This window comes from Streptomyces sp. S3(2020) (assembly GCF_013044505.1).
Taxonomy (GTDB): Bacteria; Actinomycetota; Actinomycetes; order Streptomycetales; family Streptomycetaceae; genus Streptomyces.
This window is the reverse complement of the sequence record NZ_JABERD010000012.1, coordinates 1-19,394: the sequence shown is the minus strand read 5'-3', so window position 1 is coordinate 19,394 and position 19,394 is coordinate 1. Positions and strand designations below refer to the sequence as shown.

The 19,394-nt window shown below is 71.1% G+C and carries 19 protein-coding genes and 1 riboswitch; of the genes, 6 read left to right on the top strand and 13 right to left on the bottom strand.

Annotation, left to right across the window (positions count from 1 at the left end; translation table 11 throughout):
* Positions 1 to 211 precede the first annotated feature (211 nt).
* Positions 212 to 1,048, top strand: coding sequence for an endonuclease/exonuclease/phosphatase family protein (locus HLK59_RS06410; RefSeq protein WP_171140257.1), 837 nt, complete (start codon positions 212 to 214; stop codon positions 1,046 to 1,048).
* A 20-nt stretch (positions 1,049 to 1,068) separates the two neighbouring features.
* Here the strand turns inward: HLK59_RS06410 and HLK59_RS06405 are convergent, their stop codons facing one another.
* Positions 1,069 to 1,743: a hypothetical protein gene (locus HLK59_RS06405; protein WP_171140256.1), complete on the bottom strand. Its 675-nt coding sequence runs from the start codon at positions 1,741 to 1,743 to the stop codon at positions 1,069 to 1,071.
* Positions 1,744 to 2,136: 393 nt separating this feature from the next.
* Between HLK59_RS06405 and HLK59_RS06400 the strand changes: the two genes are divergently transcribed.
* Positions 2,137 to 3,354, top strand: a complete 1,218-nt coding sequence (locus HLK59_RS06400; protein WP_171140255.1) for an MFS transporter — start codon at positions 2,137 to 2,139, stop codon at positions 3,352 to 3,354.
* Here the strand turns inward: HLK59_RS06400 and HLK59_RS06395 are convergent.
* The 7 genes from HLK59_RS06395 to HLK59_RS06365 form a co-directional block, all read right to left on the bottom strand.
* Positions 3,336 to 3,803 (bottom strand): hypothetical protein, encoded by a 468-nt coding sequence (locus HLK59_RS06395; RefSeq protein ID WP_171140254.1) that lies wholly within the window; start codon positions 3,801 to 3,803, stop codon positions 3,336 to 3,338. The genes HLK59_RS06400 and HLK59_RS06395 overlap by 19 nt on opposite strands.
* A 315-nt stretch (positions 3,804 to 4,118) precedes the next feature.
* On the bottom strand, positions 4,119 to 4,964 hold the full coding sequence (locus tag HLK59_RS06390) for a hypothetical protein (RefSeq protein WP_171140253.1): 846 nt from the start codon (positions 4,962 to 4,964) through the stop codon (positions 4,119 to 4,121).
* A complete protein-coding gene (locus tag HLK59_RS06385; protein ID WP_171140252.1) occupies positions 4,961 to 6,001 on the bottom strand; it encodes an LLM class flavin-dependent oxidoreductase in 1,041 nt (346 codons plus the stop codon). The genes HLK59_RS06390 and HLK59_RS06385 overlap by 4 nt, the downstream gene beginning before the upstream one ends.
* A gap of 13 nt (positions 6,002 to 6,014) precedes the next feature.
* Positions 6,015 to 7,691: an ABC transporter ATP-binding protein gene (locus HLK59_RS06380; protein WP_171140251.1), complete on the bottom strand. Its 1,677-nt coding sequence runs from the start codon at positions 7,689 to 7,691 to the stop codon at positions 6,015 to 6,017.
* The gene (locus tag HLK59_RS06375; protein ID WP_171140250.1) at positions 7,688 to 8,611 is read right to left on the bottom strand and encodes an ABC transporter permease; all 924 of its coding nucleotides are present in this window, start codon (positions 8,609 to 8,611) and stop codon (positions 7,688 to 7,690) included. Before HLK59_RS06375 ends, HLK59_RS06380 begins: the two co-directional genes overlap by 4 nt.
* Positions 8,608 to 9,567: an ABC transporter permease gene (locus HLK59_RS06370; RefSeq protein ID WP_171140249.1), complete on the bottom strand. Its 960-nt coding sequence runs from the start codon at positions 9,565 to 9,567 to the stop codon at positions 8,608 to 8,610. The genes HLK59_RS06375 and HLK59_RS06370 overlap by 4 nt, the downstream gene beginning before the upstream one ends.
* Positions 9,568 to 9,570: 3 nt before the next feature.
* Positions 9,571 to 11,190 carry an ABC transporter substrate-binding protein gene (locus HLK59_RS06365; RefSeq protein WP_171140248.1) on the bottom strand — a complete coding sequence of 540 codons (1,620 nt, stop codon included), beginning with the start codon at positions 11,188 to 11,190 and terminating at the stop codon, positions 9,571 to 9,573.
* A gap of 363 nt (positions 11,191 to 11,553) precedes the next feature.
* Positions 11,554 to 11,667, bottom strand: a riboswitch (SAM riboswitch).
* Positions 11,668 to 12,109: 442 nt separating this feature from the next.
* Here HLK59_RS06365 and HLK59_RS06360 point away from each other — a divergent pair.
* Both HLK59_RS06360 and HLK59_RS06355 read left to right on the top strand, forming a co-directional pair.
* A complete protein-coding gene (locus HLK59_RS06360; RefSeq protein WP_171140247.1) occupies positions 12,110 to 13,186 on the top strand; it encodes an LLM class flavin-dependent oxidoreductase in 1,077 nt (358 codons plus the stop codon).
* Between the two features lie 10 nt (positions 13,187 to 13,196).
* The gene (locus tag HLK59_RS06355; RefSeq protein WP_171140246.1) at positions 13,197 to 14,507 is read left to right on the top strand and encodes an LLM class flavin-dependent oxidoreductase; all 1,311 of its coding nucleotides are present in this window, start codon (positions 13,197 to 13,199) and stop codon (positions 14,505 to 14,507) included.
* A gap of 9 nt (positions 14,508 to 14,516) precedes the next feature.
* Here the strand turns inward: HLK59_RS06355 and HLK59_RS06350 are convergent, their stop codons facing one another.
* The 4 genes from HLK59_RS06350 to HLK59_RS06335 all read right to left on the bottom strand — a co-directional run bounded on the left by HLK59_RS06350 (position 14,517) and on the right by HLK59_RS06335 (position 16,861).
* Positions 14,517 to 14,801 carry an antibiotic biosynthesis monooxygenase gene (locus tag HLK59_RS06350; protein WP_346779658.1) on the bottom strand — a complete coding sequence of 95 codons (285 nt, stop codon included), beginning with the start codon at positions 14,799 to 14,801 and terminating at the stop codon, positions 14,517 to 14,519.
* A 25-nt stretch (positions 14,802 to 14,826) separates the two neighbouring features.
* A complete protein-coding gene (locus HLK59_RS06345; protein ID WP_206326841.1) occupies positions 14,827 to 15,387 on the bottom strand; it encodes a hypothetical protein in 561 nt (186 codons plus the stop codon).
* A 198-nt stretch (positions 15,388 to 15,585) separates the two neighbouring features.
* The gene (locus HLK59_RS06340) at positions 15,586 to 15,957 is read right to left on the bottom strand and encodes a hypothetical protein (RefSeq protein WP_240982244.1); all 372 of its coding nucleotides are present in this window, start codon (positions 15,955 to 15,957) and stop codon (positions 15,586 to 15,588) included.
* Positions 15,958 to 16,012: 55 nt separating this feature from the next.
* Positions 16,013 to 16,861 (bottom strand): helix-turn-helix transcriptional regulator, encoded by an 849-nt coding sequence (locus HLK59_RS06335; protein ID WP_171140244.1) that lies wholly within the window; start codon positions 16,859 to 16,861, stop codon positions 16,013 to 16,015.
* 112 nt (positions 16,862 to 16,973) lie between these two features.
* Here HLK59_RS06335 and HLK59_RS06330 point away from each other — a divergent pair, with 112 nt between their 5' ends.
* Both HLK59_RS06330 and HLK59_RS06325 read left to right on the top strand, forming a co-directional pair.
* Positions 16,974 to 17,570 (top strand): NAD(P)H-dependent oxidoreductase, encoded by a 597-nt coding sequence (locus HLK59_RS06330; protein WP_171140243.1) that lies wholly within the window; start codon positions 16,974 to 16,976, stop codon positions 17,568 to 17,570.
* A gap of 439 nt (positions 17,571 to 18,009) precedes the next feature.
* Positions 18,010 to 18,444, top strand: a complete 435-nt coding sequence (locus HLK59_RS06325) for a VOC family protein (protein ID WP_171140242.1) — start codon at positions 18,010 to 18,012, stop codon at positions 18,442 to 18,444.
* A 206-nt stretch (positions 18,445 to 18,650) separates the two neighbouring features.
* On the opposite strand, the gene HLK59_RS06320 is transcribed toward HLK59_RS06325, so the two are convergent.
* Positions 18,651 to 19,379, bottom strand: coding sequence for an enoyl-CoA hydratase/isomerase family protein (locus HLK59_RS06320; RefSeq protein ID WP_171140333.1), 729 nt, complete (start codon positions 19,377 to 19,379; stop codon positions 18,651 to 18,653).
* Between the last annotated feature and the right edge of the window lie 15 nt (positions 19,380 to 19,394).

Below are 19,394 nucleotides of genomic sequence, written 5' to 3'. Positions count from 1 at the left end.
GGTACGCCGCTCCCGGCAGCCGCTTCCCCGAGCGACCTACGGCTGTGGGGCTGCCACGCCCCGCAGCCATGGTCGCGTCCGGGGAGAGGTGGACATCGGAGCATCCTGGCGGTGTCATGGGGTCGTGGTTGTCGGATCATCCCGCCGTCCGACGGTGCGGTGGTGAGTCGGGCTGATCCTGAAGAAGCGGCCTTGCAGCGGGGAGGCGTCCGTGTTCGGCAGGGGCACGCGGTGGTTCGCCGGTGCGGCGGTCGTGGCTTGTGCGGTGCTCGTCGGCCATGGCGCTCTGGGCAGTGCTCTCTTCGGCAGGCCGGTGTCTGCCGGAGCGGTCAAGGACGTCGTGCCGAACCGGGTCATGACGTGGAACCTGTGCAATCCGTGCGGGGTCAGCAACGTCGACCGGGCGGCGGAGATCGCCGCGTACGCGCCGCAGATCATCGGCGTGCAGGAGGCGTGCGCGCCCGACGTGGAGAAGATCCGCGACTATCTGGAGAGCCTGTTCGGGCTGGTCTACCACGTCGAGTACGGGTCGGTCCTCCAGAACTGGGGCCGCTGCGGGGGGACGCCGTGGGATCCGGGAGGCTACGGTCAGGCGCTTCTGTCGGCGGCACCGATGACGGACCGCGTCAACGTCGAATACCCCGAGGGAGGGTCCGAGGACCGCGGCTACATGGCCGTCACCACCACGGTGGGCGGCCGGTCCGTACGGGTCTTCAACACCCACCTTGCTCAACGGCGTCAGGAGGAGGTCCGGGCGGCCCAGGCCGACGTACTCGCCAGGGAAGTCGCCCGGCACGACCGGGCCATCGTCCTCGGTGACTTCAACGCCGTGCCGGACGCCCCCGAGCTGTCCCCGATCTGGGCACTGGCCGCGGACACGGACCCGCGGTGCCGTCCCTCGTCCACCGCCACCTGCGAGCCGACCACCGACTGGCACCGCAAGTTCGACTACGTCTTCCTTCGGGGCGTCACCCCGCTCACGCACCACGTGCATCCCAGCCGGTACTCGGACCACAAACTCTTCCAGGCCGACCTGGACCCCGCGTAGCGCGCGCCCGCGACCGGAGTTCAATGCCCGCTCGGCAGGAACTCGTCGAGGTGGGCGCCGGCTGCCCAGCGTTCCAGCGCCGGGTTGTCGAGCAGGAAGGTGTTGCCTTCGCGCTGTGCCCACCGGATGTCCCGGGGCTGGAAGGTGCCCCGGTGCACGACGAGGTGGACGAACGAGTCCGGGTTCTCCCGGTGCGTGTGGGAGTGGGGAAGATCCTCGTCGGGTAACGGTTCCGCGACCGGCCGGAAGGCCACGTCGAGCCGGCGGCCGTCCGGATGCCGGGCGCACAGGCGCGGCCGGTCCGGTGCCGGTACCAGCCGGACCTTCCAGTGGTCGCGGCGCAGCATCCGTGCCACCGCCAGGGCCAGGCCCTGGATGTCGAGGTCGAACAGTTCCTGCGGGGTGTAGTGGCCGCGGCGGCGTCGAGCGCCCGGACGGCGGCGCCTGCTCCCGATGACGAGGACGACCGCCAGCAGGAGCGCGCCGGTGATCGGGACGACCACCCCGGCAGCGCGGGAACCCACGACGACGCCGGCCACGACCGAGCACACCGCCACCGCCAGGACGGTGAACGCGGGAAGGACATCGCGGAACCTGGGTCCATAGCGGCCCTGGGCGCGCAGGCGGCGGATGGTGTCCCGTTTTCGGTGGCGCGGTTCCTCAGCCGGCTCGGACGTCCATGACGGGCGTGCCACAGTCTCAGCCCCCCTGCATCTGCTTGCGCCGATTCCGGAGGAATACCCAGCGAGCCGAACGAATGCTCGATCAGCGGGCGGGAACCGGCCAAGCGACCGGGCGCACGGATGCACGGGACGGCGCAGGGGCCGGGCGGTGGTGGCTCAGTGCGCCGAGTGGTGCCTCGAACGACCGGGCAGGGGCGGACCGCCGTACTGATGTGACATGGGTCATGAAGAGCAGGGCGGGATCTTGGAATTCCTGGCTCCGTGCCGCTGCTGCACTCGTTATGGGCTCACCATGCCCTGGGGGGGGCGCCGGGCAATGATGCCGGGCCCGGGAGCCGCACCGCCGTGGCCCCGCCCCGCTCCCTGCTTTCTCCTCGCACCGCCTCTGAAAGGTTCTCCTGCGCCATGCCACTGGCTCTCCTGGCCCTGGCTGTTGTCGCTTTCGGCATCGGCACGACCGAGTTCGCCACGATGGGACTGCTGCCCCAGATCGCTGACGGGATCGACGTGTCCGTGCCGCAAGCGGGCAACATCGTCTCCGCCTACGCGCTGGGTGTCGTCGTCGGCGCTCCTGTGCTGACGGGTATCGGCGCGCGCATACCGCACAAGCGGCTGCTGCTGCTCCTGTCCGGGCTGTTCGTCATCGGCAACGTCGCATCCGCGCTCGCCCCCAACTTCGGCCTGCTCTTCGCCGCACGCTTCCTGGCCGGATTGCCGCACGGAGCACTGTTCGGCGTGGGCGCGGTCGTGGCGTCCCGGCTGGTCGCGCCCGACCGGGCGGCACGCGCGGTGTCGAAGATGTTCCTCGGGCTGACCGTCGCCAACATCGTCGGAGTCCCGGCCGGTACGGCCCTCGGGCAGCAGTTCGGCTGGCGGTCCGCCTATGTCGCGGTGGCCGTCATCGGACTCGTAGCCCTCGCCGCGCTGGCCGTCTTCGTCCCCCACCAGCCCCGCGGCGATCAGTCCGGCATCCGGCACGAACTGCGGGCGATGGGCAACAAGCAGGTGGTCATCGGCCTGGCCACCGCGGTCGTGGGCTTCGGCGGGTTCTTCGCCGTCTACAGCTATCTGGTGCCCATGCTCACGAACGTGACGGGCCTGTCCGACTCCTCGACCACACTGGTCCTCGCGCTCTACGGCGTCGGCATGACGCTCGGCACCCTGGTCGCGGGCCCGCTCACGGACCGCGCCCTGAGGCCGACGCTGTACGCGGGGATCGCCCTGCTGACCTCGGCGCTGGTGGTGTTCTACTTCGCCGTCCACAGCACCGTGCCCGCACTGATCACGATCACCTTCATCGGCGCGATGGGCGCCCTCATCACCACGCCCGTCCAGATGCTGCTGATGGCCAAGGCGAAGGACGCCCCGACCATGGCGGCGGCCTCCAACCACTCCGCCTTCAATCTGGCGAACGCGGGCGGCGCCTGGCTCGGCGGCCTCGCCATCTCGGCGGGCTGGGGCTGGAACTCGCCGGCTCTGGTCGGCGCGGCCCTCGGCGTGGCCGGGCTGGGCCTGGCGGTCATGGGCGGCGTCATGGACCGGGGCGGCCGACGCTCCGAGGTGATCACCTCGTCGGAGGCACAGCCCGAGCAGGTCACCGCCGCTCAGTCCCAGAGCGGATAGGACACGGTCTGCGAGAACTGCGCGGGCCGCTTGTCCGTGTACTCCAGGGTGATCCGGGAGTAGTGCGAGAGCTGGGGCCGCTTCTTCCAGGGCTGCGGGTGGTCGAGCCGTACGGTCACGGGGTAGGCGTGGAAGCGGCCTGCCGCACAGTACGGCTCGCAGTCGTTGACCCAGTTCACACCCTCGGCCCGCGCCGACTCCGTGCCCCACCGCGACCAGCGCAGCGAGGCCAGCCGGCTGTTGCCGTCACCGCAGGCGAGCATGAAGTCCGACGGACGAACTTCCGGGTGCCAGAAGCAGTCGACGAGGACCGGAAGAGCGGTGGACTGCCGCACGGTCTGCACGGAGGGTGCGGCGGCGGACCGGGCCGCCGACGGTGTGCCCGCCGCGGTGGCCAGTGAGGCGACCGCACAGAGCGCGACCGCCGTCGTGAGTGCGCGCATACGCATGGCCGCTCCCCACTGCCGCCCGCCGACAGATGTCCCGGTTCCGACGCTACGACCGGAGACCCGAACGCACCACTCGAACGGACGAGTGCGCCACGCCACCCGTAGCTCCGGGCCGCCGCCGGGCGGCCGATCACGGCAGCCCGAAGCGATGGCGCGGCGACGACCAGTCCGCCGCCGAAGCGACCGCCCGTTCGACGTCCTCGGCGAGGAGGAACCGGCGCGCCACGAGGTCCTCGGCGGCGGCCCTGATCGCCGCGGTGTACTCGCCCGCGTCCCGATGGCGCTTCTGGACGCTCGCCCGGGGGTCACCGGTGATCAGGCGCTCGTCCTCCGTCGCAGATGGCTCACGAGGTCGCGGACCGCGACCAGGCCCAGGCCCAGGACGAGCGGCTCCTCGGCCTCGTAGACGAGTTCGTAGATCCAGCCGGGCTGGAACCCGCCGTCGAGGTGCAGGTCGTGGCGGCTCGGGACGAGGGCCGTGGAGTGACCCTTGAGGTCGCTGCCGCCGCCCTGCAAGCGGGCGAACCGCCACGTTCCCGCGGGGAGTTCCTCGGGCGTGCTGTGCGCGTAGCGCCGCCGGGTGAGGCGCGCGCTGTGCACGCCCCGCTCGCTGACCGGGTCGGACCTGGTGCTCGACCAGCGGGACAGCGGAAGCGAACCGGTGGGTTCCTCGACGATGAACTCGGCCGTCGTGAGGCCCCGTACGGGCTTGCCGTCCTGGCGGGCGACCGGCAGGTCGAGGAGCAGCCGTCCGTCGCCCGGGAGCAGGTCGCCCTGCCAGGCACCGAAGACGACCATGTACCCGCGGCGCAGCAGATAGCCGTTCCCGGCGTCCGCGAGCGTCCGTGGCCGGTTGGTGTGCGGGGCGTCGCAGAAGTACTGCACGGCCCGCTTGTTGCCGCGGTTGCCCCAGTCGAAGAACAGACGTCGGCGGCCGCCCTCGACCGGCCGCAGGACTTCGACGTCCCCGCTGAAACGGACCCTGCCGGTGCCGTCGCGCGGCGCGAGGCCGAGATCGGGGACGGCGTGGTGGGCGGATGCCCCGGGGTCCACGGAGTAGTGGGCGGTCGCGGTGAGCACCTCGTACGCTCCGGTGCCGGCGAAGTGGTGGCCCTCCGCGAAGGGTTCACGGGTGTGCACCTCCCACCGCACGCCACTCACAGGGCCGCCCCCTGAACCGCGGACGCGGCGGGGCGCCAGCCCAACTCCGGTGCGACCAGGTGGCGTACGTCGTGCAGGATCTGCTCGTACTCCTCCCGGTGGAACTCGTACGGCAGTTCCAGGCGCAGCTCGGACACCTCGGCGAGCACCGGGTCGGCGGTCAGCTGCTCCAGGATCTGCTCGGCGGTCCCCACCACGTCCGGGGCGAACAGGGTGCGCTTGGGGCCATGGGGAGCGAGGGTGCGTTCGTGGCGGCTCGCCGCGTAGGCGCGGTAGCGGCTGCGGGTGGCCGTGTCGGCGCTGTCCAGGGGCACGATCACGCGGCCCAGGGCCACGCGCGCCGGGCGGTCGCCGGACCGGGCGCGACGGTACTCGGCCAGCAGGTTCAGCTGGGCCGTGGTGAAGTCGTCGGTGTTCTCGCCGGTGACGATGTTGCCGGACAGCAGGGCGAGGCCGTTCTCGGCGGCCCAGCGGACCGAGCGGAGACTGCCGCCGCCGTACCAGATCCGCCGCGCCAGACCGGGGCTGTGCGGTTGCAGACGGGGTCGCTGGACGTTGCCCGGGGAGTGGATGACCGCGTCGGGGGCGCCGAGGTAGCCGCCGCGCAGGTTGTCGAGGACCCGGCCGATCCTGCCGTACGACAGGTCGAAGCCGCGCCAGTCCCCGTCGTACACGAGGTCGCCGAGCAGCTCGGCGTGCGGCATCCCGGTGCTGAAGCCGATCTGGAGCCGGCCCCGGGACAGGACGTCGGCCAGCGCCAGGTCCTCGGCCAGGCGGAACGGGCTCTCGTAGCCGATGGGGATGACCGCGGTGCCCAGCTCGATCCGCTCGGTGCGCTGGCCGGCCGCGGCGAGGAACACGGCCGCCGAGCCGACGCCGTGTTCGAGGTGGCGCTGTCGGATCCAGGCGCCGTCGAAGCCCGACCGCTCGCCGTACTCGAACAGCCGGAGCGTCTCCTCCAGGCCGGTGAACGGGTCGTCGTCGACGAAGTTGCCCGGGGTGAGGAAGGCCAGTGACGTGATGGTGGGAGTGCTCATATGACCCAGGTCCTCAGCTTGTGAAGGTCTCTGCGGGGGAGGGGACCCGACCGCCGGGGATCGCCGCGAGCAGCTCGCGGGTGTACGCGTGGCGGGGGTGGGTGAAGAGCTCCTCCGGCGGGCCCGTCTCGACGATCCGGCCGGCCCGCATGACGGCGACCTGGTGCGCGATCTGGCGTACGACGGCCAGGTCGTGCGAGATGAAGAGGTACGCCACACCGGTGTCCGCCTGCAACTCGGCCAGCAGGTCCAGGACTTGGGCCTGCACGGACACGTCGAGCGCGGAGACCGGCTCGTCGCACACCACCAGGTCGGGGGAGAGGGCGAGAGCGCGGGCGATGGCCACGCGCTGCCGCTGCCCACCGGAGAGCTCCGCCGGCCGGCGCTCCAGCGTGGCGGCGGGCAGTGCCACCCGGTCGAGCAGTTCGCGGGCCCGGTCGAGCTGGGAGGCGCGGTCGCCGACCTTGAAGGCGCGCAGCGGCTCGGTGATCACCTCGCCGATGGAGAAGCGGGGGTCGAGGGACGCGTACGGGTTCTGGTAGACGAGCTGGGCGCGGCGGCGCAGCTCTCTGGCCCGGGCGCCCCGGGCGGTGGTGACGTCGGTGCCGTCGAACAGGATCTGTCCGGCGGTGGCGTCGGCGAGGCGGAGCACCAGGCGCGCGGTGGTGGACTTGCCCGAGCCGGACTCGCCGACCAGCGCGAGGGTCCGGCCGCGGTGGAGGGTGAAGCTGACGTCGTCGACCGCGCGCAGGGTCCGGGGGCCGTCCCCGGTGCGGGGCAGCCTGAACTCCTTGACCAGGTCGCGTACGTCGACCAGCGGCGCCGCATCGGCCTTCGGCGCGGGCACGGGGGTGCGGGGCCGGGCGGTGGTCAGGCTCGGGGCGCTGGCCAGCAGTCGCCGGGTGTACTCGTGTTGGGGGTCGGCCAGGATGTCGTGGGTCGGGCCCGCCTCCACCACCCTGCCCTGCGACATGACCACCAGACGCTGGGCCCGGTCGGCGGCGACCCCGAGGTCGTGGGTCACGAGCAGCACTGAGGTGCCCGACTTCTCGGTGAGGTGCTGGAGATGGTCGAGGATGACGCGCTGCACGGTGACGTCGAGCGCGCTCGTCGGCTCGTCGGCGATGATCAGCTTCGGCTTCGCGGCGATGGCGACGGCGATCAGGGCGCGTTGCCGCATGCCGCCGGACAGCTCGTGCGGGTACTGCCGGGCCCGGACGGCCGCGTCGGGCAGCCCGGCCCGGTCCAGCACGGCGATCGCCTCGGCGGCGGCCGTACGACGGGTCGCCAGGGAGTGGATGCGCAGCACCTCGGCGACCTGGTCGCCGATGCGCTTGACCGGGTTGAGAGAGACCGTCGGATCCTGCGGGACCAGCCCGATCCGCGCACCGCGTACGAGGCGCAGTTCCGCCTCCGACAGGGTGGCGAGGTCGTGCCGACCGAAGCGGATGGTGCCCGCGTCGATCGTGCCGTTGGCCGCCAGCAGGCGGGTGACGGCGTGCGCGGTGGTGCTCTTGCCGGAGCCGGACTCGCCGACCACCGCGGTGACCTGCCCCGGCCACACGTCGAGGTCCACGCCGCGGACCGCCGGGACCGTGCCGCCGCGCGTGCGGTACGACACGGACAGACCGCGTATTTCCAGCAGGGGTGTGCTCACGTCCTCACCGTTCTCACGTCCATGTGTCGTCATCGCCGGGACCATTCGCCGTCCAGTGCCCTGGCGATGCGGTTGGTGGCCAGCACGGTCGCGGCGATCGCCAGACCGGGCAGTGCGGTCAACCACCAGGCGTTGGCCAGGTAGTTGCGGCCGTCGGAGATCAACGTCCCCCATTCCGGGGCGGGTGGCGGTGCGCCGTAGCCGAGGAAGCTGAGCGCCGACACCGCCAGGATGGAGGCGCCGAAGTCCAGCGTGGCCAGGACGATGACGGGCCCCGCCGCGTTGGGCAGGACATGCCGTCCCAGCACCGAGTACCAGCGGGCCCCGCTCGCGCGGGACGCCTCCACGAACACCGCCTGCCGTACCCGCAGGACCTCGGCGCGCGCCACCCGGGCGAAGGAGGCGACGCTGGCGATACCGACCGCGATCGACACCTTCACCGTCCCGTACCCGAGCGCGGTGACGAGGGCCAGCGACAGGAACAGCGCGGGGATGGAGAGGAGGACGTCGACGAAGCGCATCAGCACGTCGTCCACCCAGCGGCCCACGAACCCGGCGACCACACCGAGCAGACCACCGACCACGAACGCGACCAGGACCGCGATGATCGTGGCCTTGAGCGAGAGCTGGGCGCCGTGGACCACACGGGAGAACACATCGCGGCCCAGTTCGTCCGTGCCGAACCAGTGACTGCCGCTCGGACCGCGGAAGTTCTCGGACGGCACCCCCTTGAGCGGATCCTGCGAGGTGAACAGATCCGGCCAGAACGAGGCCAGCACCACCAGCACGACGACGACGGCCGACAGCATCAGACCGGGGCGCCGCACCAGGAACCGCAGCACCTGCCGTACCTCGGCACGGCCCCGGCCCGCTTTGGCCTGGGTTCCCGGCTCGACCGGGCGGACGGGACCGGGGGCGGCCTCGGCCTGGTCGTCGACAAGGCTCTGACTCATATGAAGCTCGCCCTCCTGTCCGAGGCCACCACGATCCGCGGGTCGAGGAGCGGATACACGAGGTCGACGAGCAGATTCGTCGCCACGAAGATCAGCGCCCCGAACACCACCACCCCCTGGACCAGCGGGATGTCCTGAGAAGTGACCGCCGCCGCGGTCACCCGGCCCAGACCGTCGCGGGAGAACACCGTCTCGACGACCACCGAACCGGCGATCAGCTGCCCGACCAGCAGGCCCACGACCGTCAGCGCGGGCAGCGACGCGTTGCGCAGCGCGTGCCGCAGATGCACCTGCCAGCGGCCGGCGCCCTTGGCGCGCGCGGTCTCCACGTAGGCCTGGTCGAGCGCGGTGAGCAGGCTCTTGGCCAGCACCTGCGCGACCTGCGCGCCGGTCGGGATCGCCAGCGTCAGGGCCGGCAGCACCAGTCCTCGCAGCCCGTCGTTGCCGAACGCCGGGAACCAGCGCAGCCGGAACGAGAACGCCTCGACGAGCAGCAGCCCCACCCAGAACGTCGGGACCGACACCCCGAGCGGGGGCAGCGACAGCAGCAGCTGCCGCAGCCACCGCCGCGAGGTGTACGTCGCCGCCACCGCGAGCCCGCCGCCGAACAGAACCGCCAACAGCAGTGCCGCACTCGTGAGTTGGAGCGTCTGCGGCAACGCGTCGGTCAGGGTGGAGGTCACCGGGCGGCCCGTGGAGATCGAGTCGCCGAAGTCCCCGCGCACCGCCCGGCCCAGATAGCCGGCGTACTGCGCTAGCACCGGCTTGTCGAAGCCGTACTCGTGCCGCAGCGCGGCCAGCCTGGCCGGGTCGACGTCCCCCGAGTCCATTCCGGCGCTGGCCATCGCGGTGACCGGGTCACCGGGCAGGAGGTCCAGCACCACGAACGACACCGTGTACGCCGCCCACAGCACCCCGACCGCCTGCGCCAGCCGTTTGATCACATAGCGGCGCACGCGCTACCCGATCCAGGTGTCGTGCAGCTGGATACGGCTGCCCGAGTCGAAGGTGAGGTCGTGCACCTTCTTCGTCACGGCCAGCTGGGTCTGGAGCTCCACCACCGGCACGTTGTACGCGTTCCGCACGATCAGCTTCTGCGCCTCGTCCACCAGCTGCTCGCGCTTGGCGGTGTCGGTGGTCGCGGCCTGCCCGGTCAGCGCCGTGTCGAGCGAACTGGCGGGCAGACGGTAGAAGTTGGCGAGCTTGCTGGAGAAGGAGCTGCGCAGGATGTCGGGGTCGGCGCGGGTCACGTTGCCCCACACCAGGTCGAAGTCGCCGCCCTGGAGGGTGGTGGCGAACTGGCTGACCTGGCCCTGCTTGAGCGCCACGTCGATTCCGACGGCCTTCAGCTGCTGCTGGACCAGCTCCAGTGCGGGCTGGTTGGTGGCCGCGTTGGGGAACCAGGCGATGGACAGGCTCAGCTTCTTGCCGTCCTTGGCACGGATGCCGTCGCTGCCGGCCTTCCAACCGGCCTCGTCCAGCAGGGACTTGGCCTTGGCCGCGTCGAAGGCGAGATCCGAGGAGAGGTCCGTGTAGTCGGGCGTGGTGTGCGCCAGGATGCTCGTCGCCGGCTTGGTGCCGGTCGGGAACACGGTGTCGGCGATCTGCTTGCGGTCGACGGCGGCGAGGATCGCCTGGCGCACCTTCACGTCCTTGAGGACGGGCCGCGAGTTGTTGACACCCAGCCCGAACACCACGCCGGGGTTGGCCCGGCGCAGGAGGGTCACCTGACCGCCCTTGAGCGCCGCCTCGTTGGCCTTGCCGACGCTGCTGATCGCGTCCACCTGGCCGGACTGGAGGCTCCCGGCCCGTACCCCCGCCTCGGGCACCACCTTGAACACCAGCTTGTCCAGGTAGGCCTCGCCCTTCTTGGACCACAGCGAGGAGCCCCAGTCGTACCCGGTGCGCTTGGCCAGGGTGATCGACTGGTTCTGCACGTACTGCTTCAGCACGAACGGCCCGGACCCGACCACACCGTCGCTGCACTTCTGCTGCGGGGTCTTCTTCGCGCTCGCCGACGACTCGATGCCCAGCGAGTGGGTCGAAGTCGCCTGGAGGAACTGCGCGTTGGGCTCCTTGAAGGTCACCTTGACGGTGAGCGGGTCGACCGCCGTGGTGCCCTTGACGCTGCTCAGATAGCCCTGGGCGAGAACGCCGAGGGCGCCGAGCTTCGGCACCGCGTCGAAGTTGTCCTTGACCACCTGCGCGGTGAGCTCGGAGCCGTCGCTGAAGGTGACACCCGAGCGCAGATGGAACGTAAACTCCGTGGCGTCGGCGTTGATGTCCCAGCTCTTGGCCAGCCACGGCACGATCTTGCCGGTCTCGGGGTCCTGGTCGGTCAGGGAGTCCACGGTCTGGCGTACCGAGTAGATGCTCTCGTTGCTGCCGACCTGCTGCGGGTCCACGCAGCCGGCGTCGGAACCCACGGCGAAGGTCAGGGTGCCGCCGGACTTCGGCTTGCCGCTTCCGCCGCCGGAGCCGTCGCTGCCCGATCCGCAGGCGGTCAGCAGGACGCTGGTGGTGAGGAGGGCGGCGAGGGGCGCCCATCGGGAGGTTCTGAAATCCGGAAGTGCTGTCACGGAGGGGTTTCTCCTACTCGTGTCACCAGGCAAGGGGGTGCCCTACCAGGCACGGCCGTGCGTGGGTGTGCGGCCCCGGCCGGCGTGACGCCGGTGGCGGGGGAGCGCTGTGCAGACGGGGACAGGCGGGCGACACCGGGAGCGCCGGTGGCCAGGGGAAATACGGGGAAGGCGGGCCGGTGACGCGGGTCAGCCGGCCGCGGAGGGGCTCGTCAGGCCTGACAGAGGCAGCTGGTCGAGCGCTTCAGATCGATGTGGCGCCGACGCGCGAGGCGGGAGAACACCGTGGCTACGGCGAAGGAGGCGCTGAGCTCACCACCGTGCCCCATATCGGTCCTCCACATCTCCGGCCCCGGTGACGGGGCCACGCGTTTGCGGGAATCCTCGGTGATCCCGCCGGGCTTTCACCTGGAGCACCCCACCGCGCGGGAGGGTTGCCGGTCAGCAAGCCAGGGCTTGACGCTGACACTCAATGCCGATCGTGATCGTACGGAGCGGTCTTGTCGTACGTCAATGCCGGAATCGTGCGCCCTGTTGGAGAAGACGGGGTCGTCTCACGTGCCGGGACACATGGTGGACGCCCCTTCCGTCGTGTGTTTTGATCCGGTCATGGAGACCGCAGGTCAGGCACGCACCGTGCTGCTCGACCCGTTCTGGGTGGGCCGTCGAGCCGATCAGTTCGACCAGATCTGTCGCTGACCACCGGCTCCCTTCACCCCTTTTCGCACCGGCCTACTGCCGTGCCCTCGCGTGAAGTCGGATCCCGCCGTCACGGGCGAACAACGCCGTCCGGTGCCGCTCGAACCCGCCCGGCCGTCCAGAGGCCTTCAGGTCTGACGCGTCCGTGACGCGCACCGACGTGACCGCCCCCTTCCCTCGAACACCCCCCTGCATCCGAACCATCCACCGGAGACTCCCCATGACTGAACGCCACGCCGGTCTGCACCTCGCCCTTGAGGCCGACGGCGGTGGCGCCCACCCTGCCGCCCCAACGACCTTGACCCCGCGGGCGGTTCGGGAGTCGGTCCGCTCCGCCGAGCACGCGGGCTTCGCCCTCGTCACCTTCGCCGACACACCGCTGCCGCCCGGTCCGGGCCCGGAACCGGTCGGCCGTATCGAGGCCGGCACCCGCGCGGCGTACGTCTCGGGCCTCACCGACCGCATCGGGCTCGCACCCACACTGCACGTCACGACCACCGAACCCTTCCACCTCGCCACGCAGTTGGCCGCTCTGGACCACGCGTCGCACGGCCGGGCCGCCTGGCTGGTGGGAGCGGCGGCAGGACCGGACGACCTCGCCACCGTCGGACGCTCCCCGCTCGCCGCCGACGCGCTGCGCCGGGAGATCGCGGACGTCGTCGACACCGCCCGTGCCCTGTGGGACTCCTGGGAGGACGGCGCGATCATCAAGGACGTTCCCACCGGCCGTTTCCTGGACCCGGACCGTGTGCACCACATCGACTTCGAGGGCGCCTCCTTCACCGTCAAGGGCCCCCTGATCACGCCCCGTTCGCCGCAGGGCCAGATCGTCGTCCTCGCCCCGGACGCGCTGGAGATCGACGAGCGCGCCGACGTGGTCCTGATCGCCCGCTCGACCGTCGCCGACATCGCCTCCCGCGCGGACGCCGCCCGGGAGAGCGGGGCGACCCTGGTCTTCGCCGAGGTGGAGGTCGTCCTCGACACCGCAGTCCCGGCCACCGACCGCCTCGCGGCACTCGACGCCGGGGCGGACCGGCCCCGGACCGGAAGACTGCGCCACGTCGGCTCCCCGGAAGCGCTCACCGAACTCCTCACCGAACTCGCCCGGTCCGTCGACGGCGTACGGCTGCACCCCGCCGTCCTCGCCGACGACCTGCCCGTCCTGGCCGACCGGGTCCTGCCCGCCCTGGCCGCGGCGGGCCTGCACCACCCGCCCCGCTCCGGCGACACGCTGCGCACCACGCTCGGCCTGCCCCGCCCCGCCAGCCGATTCGCCGCCGCGACCACGAACGCCTGAGGTGACCGCCATGACCGAACCCTCCTCCCGACCCCAGCTCCACCTCGGCCTGTTCTTCACCGGAGTGGGACCCCAGCTGATCTGGACCGACCCCGACGCCCCCTCGCACACCGCGATCGGGACCTTCGTCGACGTGGTGCGGACCCTGGAGCGGGGACTCTTCGACGCCTTCTTCCTCGGCGAGGGACTGCGGGTGCGGGAGAACCGGGGCAGGGTCTTCGACCTCGACGTGGCCGGCCGCCCCGACGCAATCACCCAGCTCTCCGCCCTGGCCGCCGTCACCGATCGCATCGGCCTGGTCGCCACCCAGAACACCACCTACAACTATCCGGCCGACCTCGCGCGCCGCCTGGCGAGCCTCGACCTGCTCTCCGGGGGCCGGGCCGGCTGGAACATCGTGACCACCGACAACGCCTGGACCGGAGCCAACTTCCGGCAAGGCGGCTGGCTGGAGCACGAACGCCGCTACGACCGTGCGACACAGTTCGTCGAGGCCGCGAAGGCACTCTGGTCGTCCTCGCGGCCGGTGGAGCGGGACACCGACCTGGTGCGGTTCCGCGCGACCGCCACCGTCCCGCCCGGCCCGCAGGGCAGGCCGGTGCTCTTCCAGGCCGGGGACTCCGACGGCGGCCGCGAACTCGCCGCCCGCCACGCCGACGTCGTCTTCTCCGCCAACACCGAGTACGGCAAGGCCGTCGCCTACGCCGCCGACCTGCGCGACCGGCTGTCCCGGTACGGCCGTTCCCCGGACTCGCTGCGGATCCTGCCGGGCGCGAGCGTCGTCCTCGGCGACACGCCCGCGGAGGCGCAGGAGAAGGCCCGCTGGGTGCGCGCCGAACAGATCAACGGGCCCCGGGCGATCGCCTTCCTGGAGCAGTACTGGGGCACCGACCTGTCCGCCTACGACCCGGACGGACCGCTTCCCGACATCGAGCCCAGCGAGGACGAACTCGACCCCTCACGCGGCACGATCTCCCTCGCGCACCGCACCGGCAAAGCCGCCCTGATCCGCAAATGGCGCGAGCTGGCGGCCGAACGGGGCCTGTCGATACGGCAGTTGGTGCTGGAGGTGGCACCGGGCCACCCGGCGTTCACCGGCACGCCGTCGGCCGTGGCCGACGAGTGGACCCACTACGTCACCACCCGCGCCGTCGACGGATTCAACATCGTGCCGCACCTGCTCCCGTCCTCGGTCACCGACATCGTCGACAAGCTGGTACCGGAGCTCCAGAGCCGAAGTGTCTACCGCACCGAGTACCGGGGCACCACCCTGCGCGAGCATCTGGATCTGCCGCCGGACACGGCCGCACAGGCCGACTGAGCCGGCGGATCAGCTCAGCGGCGCGTGCGTGAAGTGCCGTACCTGGAGCGGTACCACGAGGTACTCGTCCTCGCCCGGCAGCACCACGGGCTGGTCACGCCAGTGCTCACCGGCGTAGTCGACCAGGTCCTGCTCGCTGCGCCAGCGACTGACGTACAGCAGCGAGTGGGGTGGCGCGAGGAGCACCTCGTGGTCCACCAGCCCGGGGTAGCGGCCGGGAAACCCGCGTACGGCGGAGACGATCATGTCGTGGAACGCGTCGAAGCGTTCAGGACGGACGCGTGCCTCACTCACCCTGACTATCACGGTCGTCAGGGTGTCACAGGAGCGCCCGCACCTGGCGGTGGCCGGCCTCTCCGCGTGACCAGACGTGCGTCAGTCGGCGCGGGTTGTCGCGGTGCCAGGTGTCGTGGTCCATGACGGCAACGGTGTCCGACAGCCGCCACCGCGAGGAACTCCACGAGGCTTCGGGCACTTCCGCCAGGCCGTCCAGGAGTGCGACTGCCGAGGCCGCGAGCGCGCCCATGGGCCATGGCCGCCAGGTCGCGACGGTGTCGGTGAGGGCATGCGATTCGATGAGATGCGGGAGGGACGGCGCGATGGGGAGATAGGGGCTGCCACCGTCGATGTCGGTGCCCACACTGCCGTCGGTGTGGAGCAGGTCCCGGCACGGCTTGGACACCCGCTCGCCGGTCCACTCGAAGTACCAGCCGCCTCTTACGGGGTCCTGCCATGCGCGCGTCTTCGTTCCGAGGTGGTCGTACCCCCACTCCCGGACCGATGCGTACCGCTCCCCGTCCAGGACCCGGCTACGGCGTACCTCGTAGCGCAGGCCTGCGAACTTCCGCTCGAATCCCTCGCATCGGATGAGGAGATCCATGGGGGCGGGTACGAGTCTCCCCGCATGATCGTGCACCTGCCAGAGCTCCATCGGCAGCCCGAACCGCACAGAACGCTCACGCCGGCCTGCCCGACGCAGGAATCCCTGTGCGCGCGGCGAGAGCTCGGACGGGTCTTCCAGGATGTGCATCCTCAACTTCATTTCCGAGGTAGGTGCGGCTTGGGGGCGAGGAGGCGGTCAGTTGAAAGCATCCGTCATGCAGTCCCTCCGGCAGTCCGCGGCCTCGAAGCGCCGACGGAGGGCGGCGGCTGCCTCCTCGTGCTCCACGGAGACGTATCCGTAGTGCCGGCACGCCACCCTGTGCACGTCCCCGACGGTCACGATGGCCGGCTCACCCAGGGTGGCCTGACGGCGCGCTTCGGCGATCGCCATGTCCGCGGCTCGCAGCAGGTTCCTCGAACGGTCCCTGGTCGCTGCCGCATGGGCCCGCTTGACCGAGAGGGGGCGCACGACTCGCCCCCGCCACAGGGAGCCGGCGGCGACGAGAACGAGACCGAGCGCTATGAAGAGGACTCCGCCGGGGTCGTAGGGCATGTGGTCAGTGGGCATGTGGTCAGTCTTCACCACATCGCGCGCGATCCGGCAGGGTCTGGCTCGGCACAGGTCAGGAGATGGCCCGGAGCGCGCCGTGGTGGGCCTGTCCGTGTCCGTGGCGGAGCTCTTCGACGGCCGCGGCGGTCTCCTCGTCCGCGGGGAGGAGCACGGTCAACTGTTGGTCGTCCGCGGGGAGTTCGAGCGTCTCCCGCAGCAGCCGAAGCTCGCGTCCGGCTGGATGGTTGAGCCGGAGGACTCCCCGTCGCGGCACGACGTGCCGGTTGAGGCGGCGGGTCAGGTCGGGGCCGGCGAGGGGTGCGAGTCGCGCGGTGAACCACTCGGAGCTCTCCACGGTGGGGGCGAGCCACAGGTCGAAGGCCTGCTCGTCGGCGATGTCGTCCCAGTCGGCGAAGAACGCGCGGGCGCGGGGGTCGGTGAAGACGTAGCGGGTGAGGTTCGGGGCTTCGGTGTCGAGCAGTCCGCTGCCGTTCGTCACCGACGCGTACGCCGGGGTGTGGGCGAGGAGGTCACCGAGCCGGTTGGTCACCACGGCGATGCCCGGTTCGAGAAGGCGGAGCGTCTGCCGTACGGCGTCCCGCACATGGCGGGGCGGGGGTGCGGGCCGGGTGTGCGCGGTGCACTCACCACCGGTGATCTTCGTGAGATAGCGCAGGTGGTCGCGCTCGGAGGGGGAGAGGCTGAGGGCGTCGGCGAGTGCGTGCACCACCGCCACCGAGGGATTGCGGTCACGGCCCTGCTCGATGCGGGTCAGGTACTCGACGCTGATGCCGGCGCGCGCCGCGAGATCTGTACGGCGGAGCCCCGGTGAGCGGCGGCGGCCCCGATCCGGCAGGCCGAGCGTCTGAGGCTGGATGCTGTCGCGCTTGCTCCGGATGAAGTCACCCAACGGCGTACCCATGCCTTGAGGATAGGGCGGTCCGGACGGGGCGCGGTGGGCTGAGGGTGGCCCTGCGGGGGCCAGTCTCGGCTCGGCCTGGCTGTGCCCGAGGGCCGACCCGATGGTGGTGGGCATGGACAACAACACGCACAAGCTGGTGGTCGTCGTGGCGAGCGTCCGAGAGGGGCGCTTCGGCCCGGTCGTGGCCTCCTGGTTCGCCGAACAGGCCGACCTGCACGGCGGGTTCGACGTCGATGTCGTCGATCTGGCCGATGTGGAGATCCCGCTGTCGCTGCCCGCGGCATCACCGAAGTACGCCGGAGACGACTACCCTCGCCCGGCCGGGATGCGGCCGCTGACCACCGCCCTGGAGAGCGCGGACGCGTTCGTCGTCGTCACACCCGAGTACAACCACAGCTACCCCGCCTCCCTGAAGGCGGCCATCGACTGGCACTTCACCCAGTGGACGGCCAAGCCGGTCGCCTTCGTCAGCTACGGGGGCGCGGCGGGCGGCCGGCACGCGATTCTGCACCTGGAGAACGTCCTCACCGAACTGCACGCGGTGACGATCCGCGACGGACTCGCCTTCCCCAACTACTTCACGGCATGGCACGACGGTCACCCGCTGGACCCCGAGACCCCCGGTTACGCCAAGACCCTCCTCGACCAGCTGGCCTGGTGGGCGGGCGCACTCAAGTCGGCACGCGAGACGACCCCTTACCCGGCGTGAACCCGGCAGACCGTCATCGAGAGGGGGGCGTGCCCTTGCCCCGGGCCTGTCTGTCCAGGAAATCGACCAGCCTGGTCTCGCTCCGTTCGATGCGTTCCCTCTGGTCGCGGGGGAGCGAGGCCAGCGCGTCGACGAGGACACGCTTGCGCGGAACGTGAACCATCGAGCCGGAGTAGATCCGGCAGCCGGAGCACCACGCGAGCCCGATACAGCGCTCGAACATGGCGGACTCGGGTGGATGGAAGCGGTACTGGTACGAACGGACGGGGGTCCCGCAGGCCGCACAGGTCCGCTGATCCCCGTCGGCGACCGTGTCCCAGACGCTGACCTTCAGCCAACGCCACCGGTTCTCTCGTGCTCTTCACATCGTCATGCCGAGTATTCTGCCCCATTCCGCCCGCGCGGTTGCGGCGGGATTCGCCCCTGCTATGGTGCGCCGATGTCAGCGATCAAGAAGTTCCAGGTCACCTTCGACTGCGCCGAACCCGAGCGGGTGGCTCGCTTCTGGTGCGAGGTGCTGGGGTACGAGGTGCCGGCGCCACCGGAGGGGTTCGCCACGTGGGAGGCGTTCGATCGCTCTCTGCCCGCTGAGCGGCAGGGCGCGTCGTTCGCATGCGGTGATCCCACCGGCGTGGGCCCCCGGCTGTACTTCCAACGCGTCCCCGAAGGCAAGGTCGTCAAGAACCGGGTCCATCTCGACGTGCGGGCCGGCACCGGTCTCGTGGGCGAGGAACGCCTCGCCACCCTCGAAGCCGAGTGCACACGCCTCGTCGCGCTCGGCGCCACACGCGTACAACTGCTGCGCGCCGACGGCGTCAACGAGTCCTGCATCGTGATGCAGGACGTCGAGGGCAACGAGTTCTGTCTCGACTGAGCACCTCCGCGATCCGCGGCCGAGCCGTCGCGCGGTTTCCATCAGTTCACCGGCGGGTGCCAGGGCCGGATTACACCCCGTTCACAGTGAGTTCGTCATGGTGCGCGAGAACCTCGCCATGAACGGGGGAGGGGGTCAACTGCCCGGAGGGCCCTAGGCGTACTAGAGGGGCCGGGCGGCTGTGGGGTGGGGCTCCTTGGGGTTGGTCAGCGGGGTTGGGCCAGTTGGGCGGTGAGGAGGTGGGCGTCCAGGAGGGTGGGGTCGGCGATGCGGGCGGCTCTGGCGTAGCCGGTGAGCATGCGTTTGGTCAGCACGAGGGCCTGGGGGGAGCGCCGTGCGAGGGGTTTGGTCCAGGCGGTGACGGTGTCGTCCAGCTCTTCGAGCGGGGCGACCTTGTGCAGGAGTCCGAGGCGATGGGCCGTGGGCGCGTCGAAGTCGTCGCAGGTGAGCATGAGTTCACGGATCCGGGCGGCGCCGGCTTCCGCGATCAGACGGCCCATGGCGCCGCCCCACGCGGGTGCGAGTCCGACGCCGACCTCCGGCATCCGGAAGCGGCACGTGTCGGCGCCCGCGCGCAGGTCGCAGTAGGCGGCGAGCGCGAGGCCGGCCCCGATGACCTTGCCGTGGAGCCGGGCGATGGTGATTGCGTGGGTGTCTTCCAGTGCCTGGCACAGGCGGTGGGCCCGGTCCGCGACACGTCGCAGCGTGGCCCCCGTGGGATCGACGGCCAGGGCGTCCTGGTACTCCCGGCGGTCGGCTCCCAGGCAGAAGTCGTCGCCCAGGGACGAGAGCACCAGGATGCGGACGTCGGGCTGGTCGTGGAGGTTGTCGAGGACGGCGATGAGTGCGTCCAGGACCGCGGTGCTCAGGACGTCGTCCTGTGCGGAGGGGTTGAGCCGGACATGGAGGACGGGTCCGGTTCGACTGAGGGCCAGGGGAGCGGGTAGGGG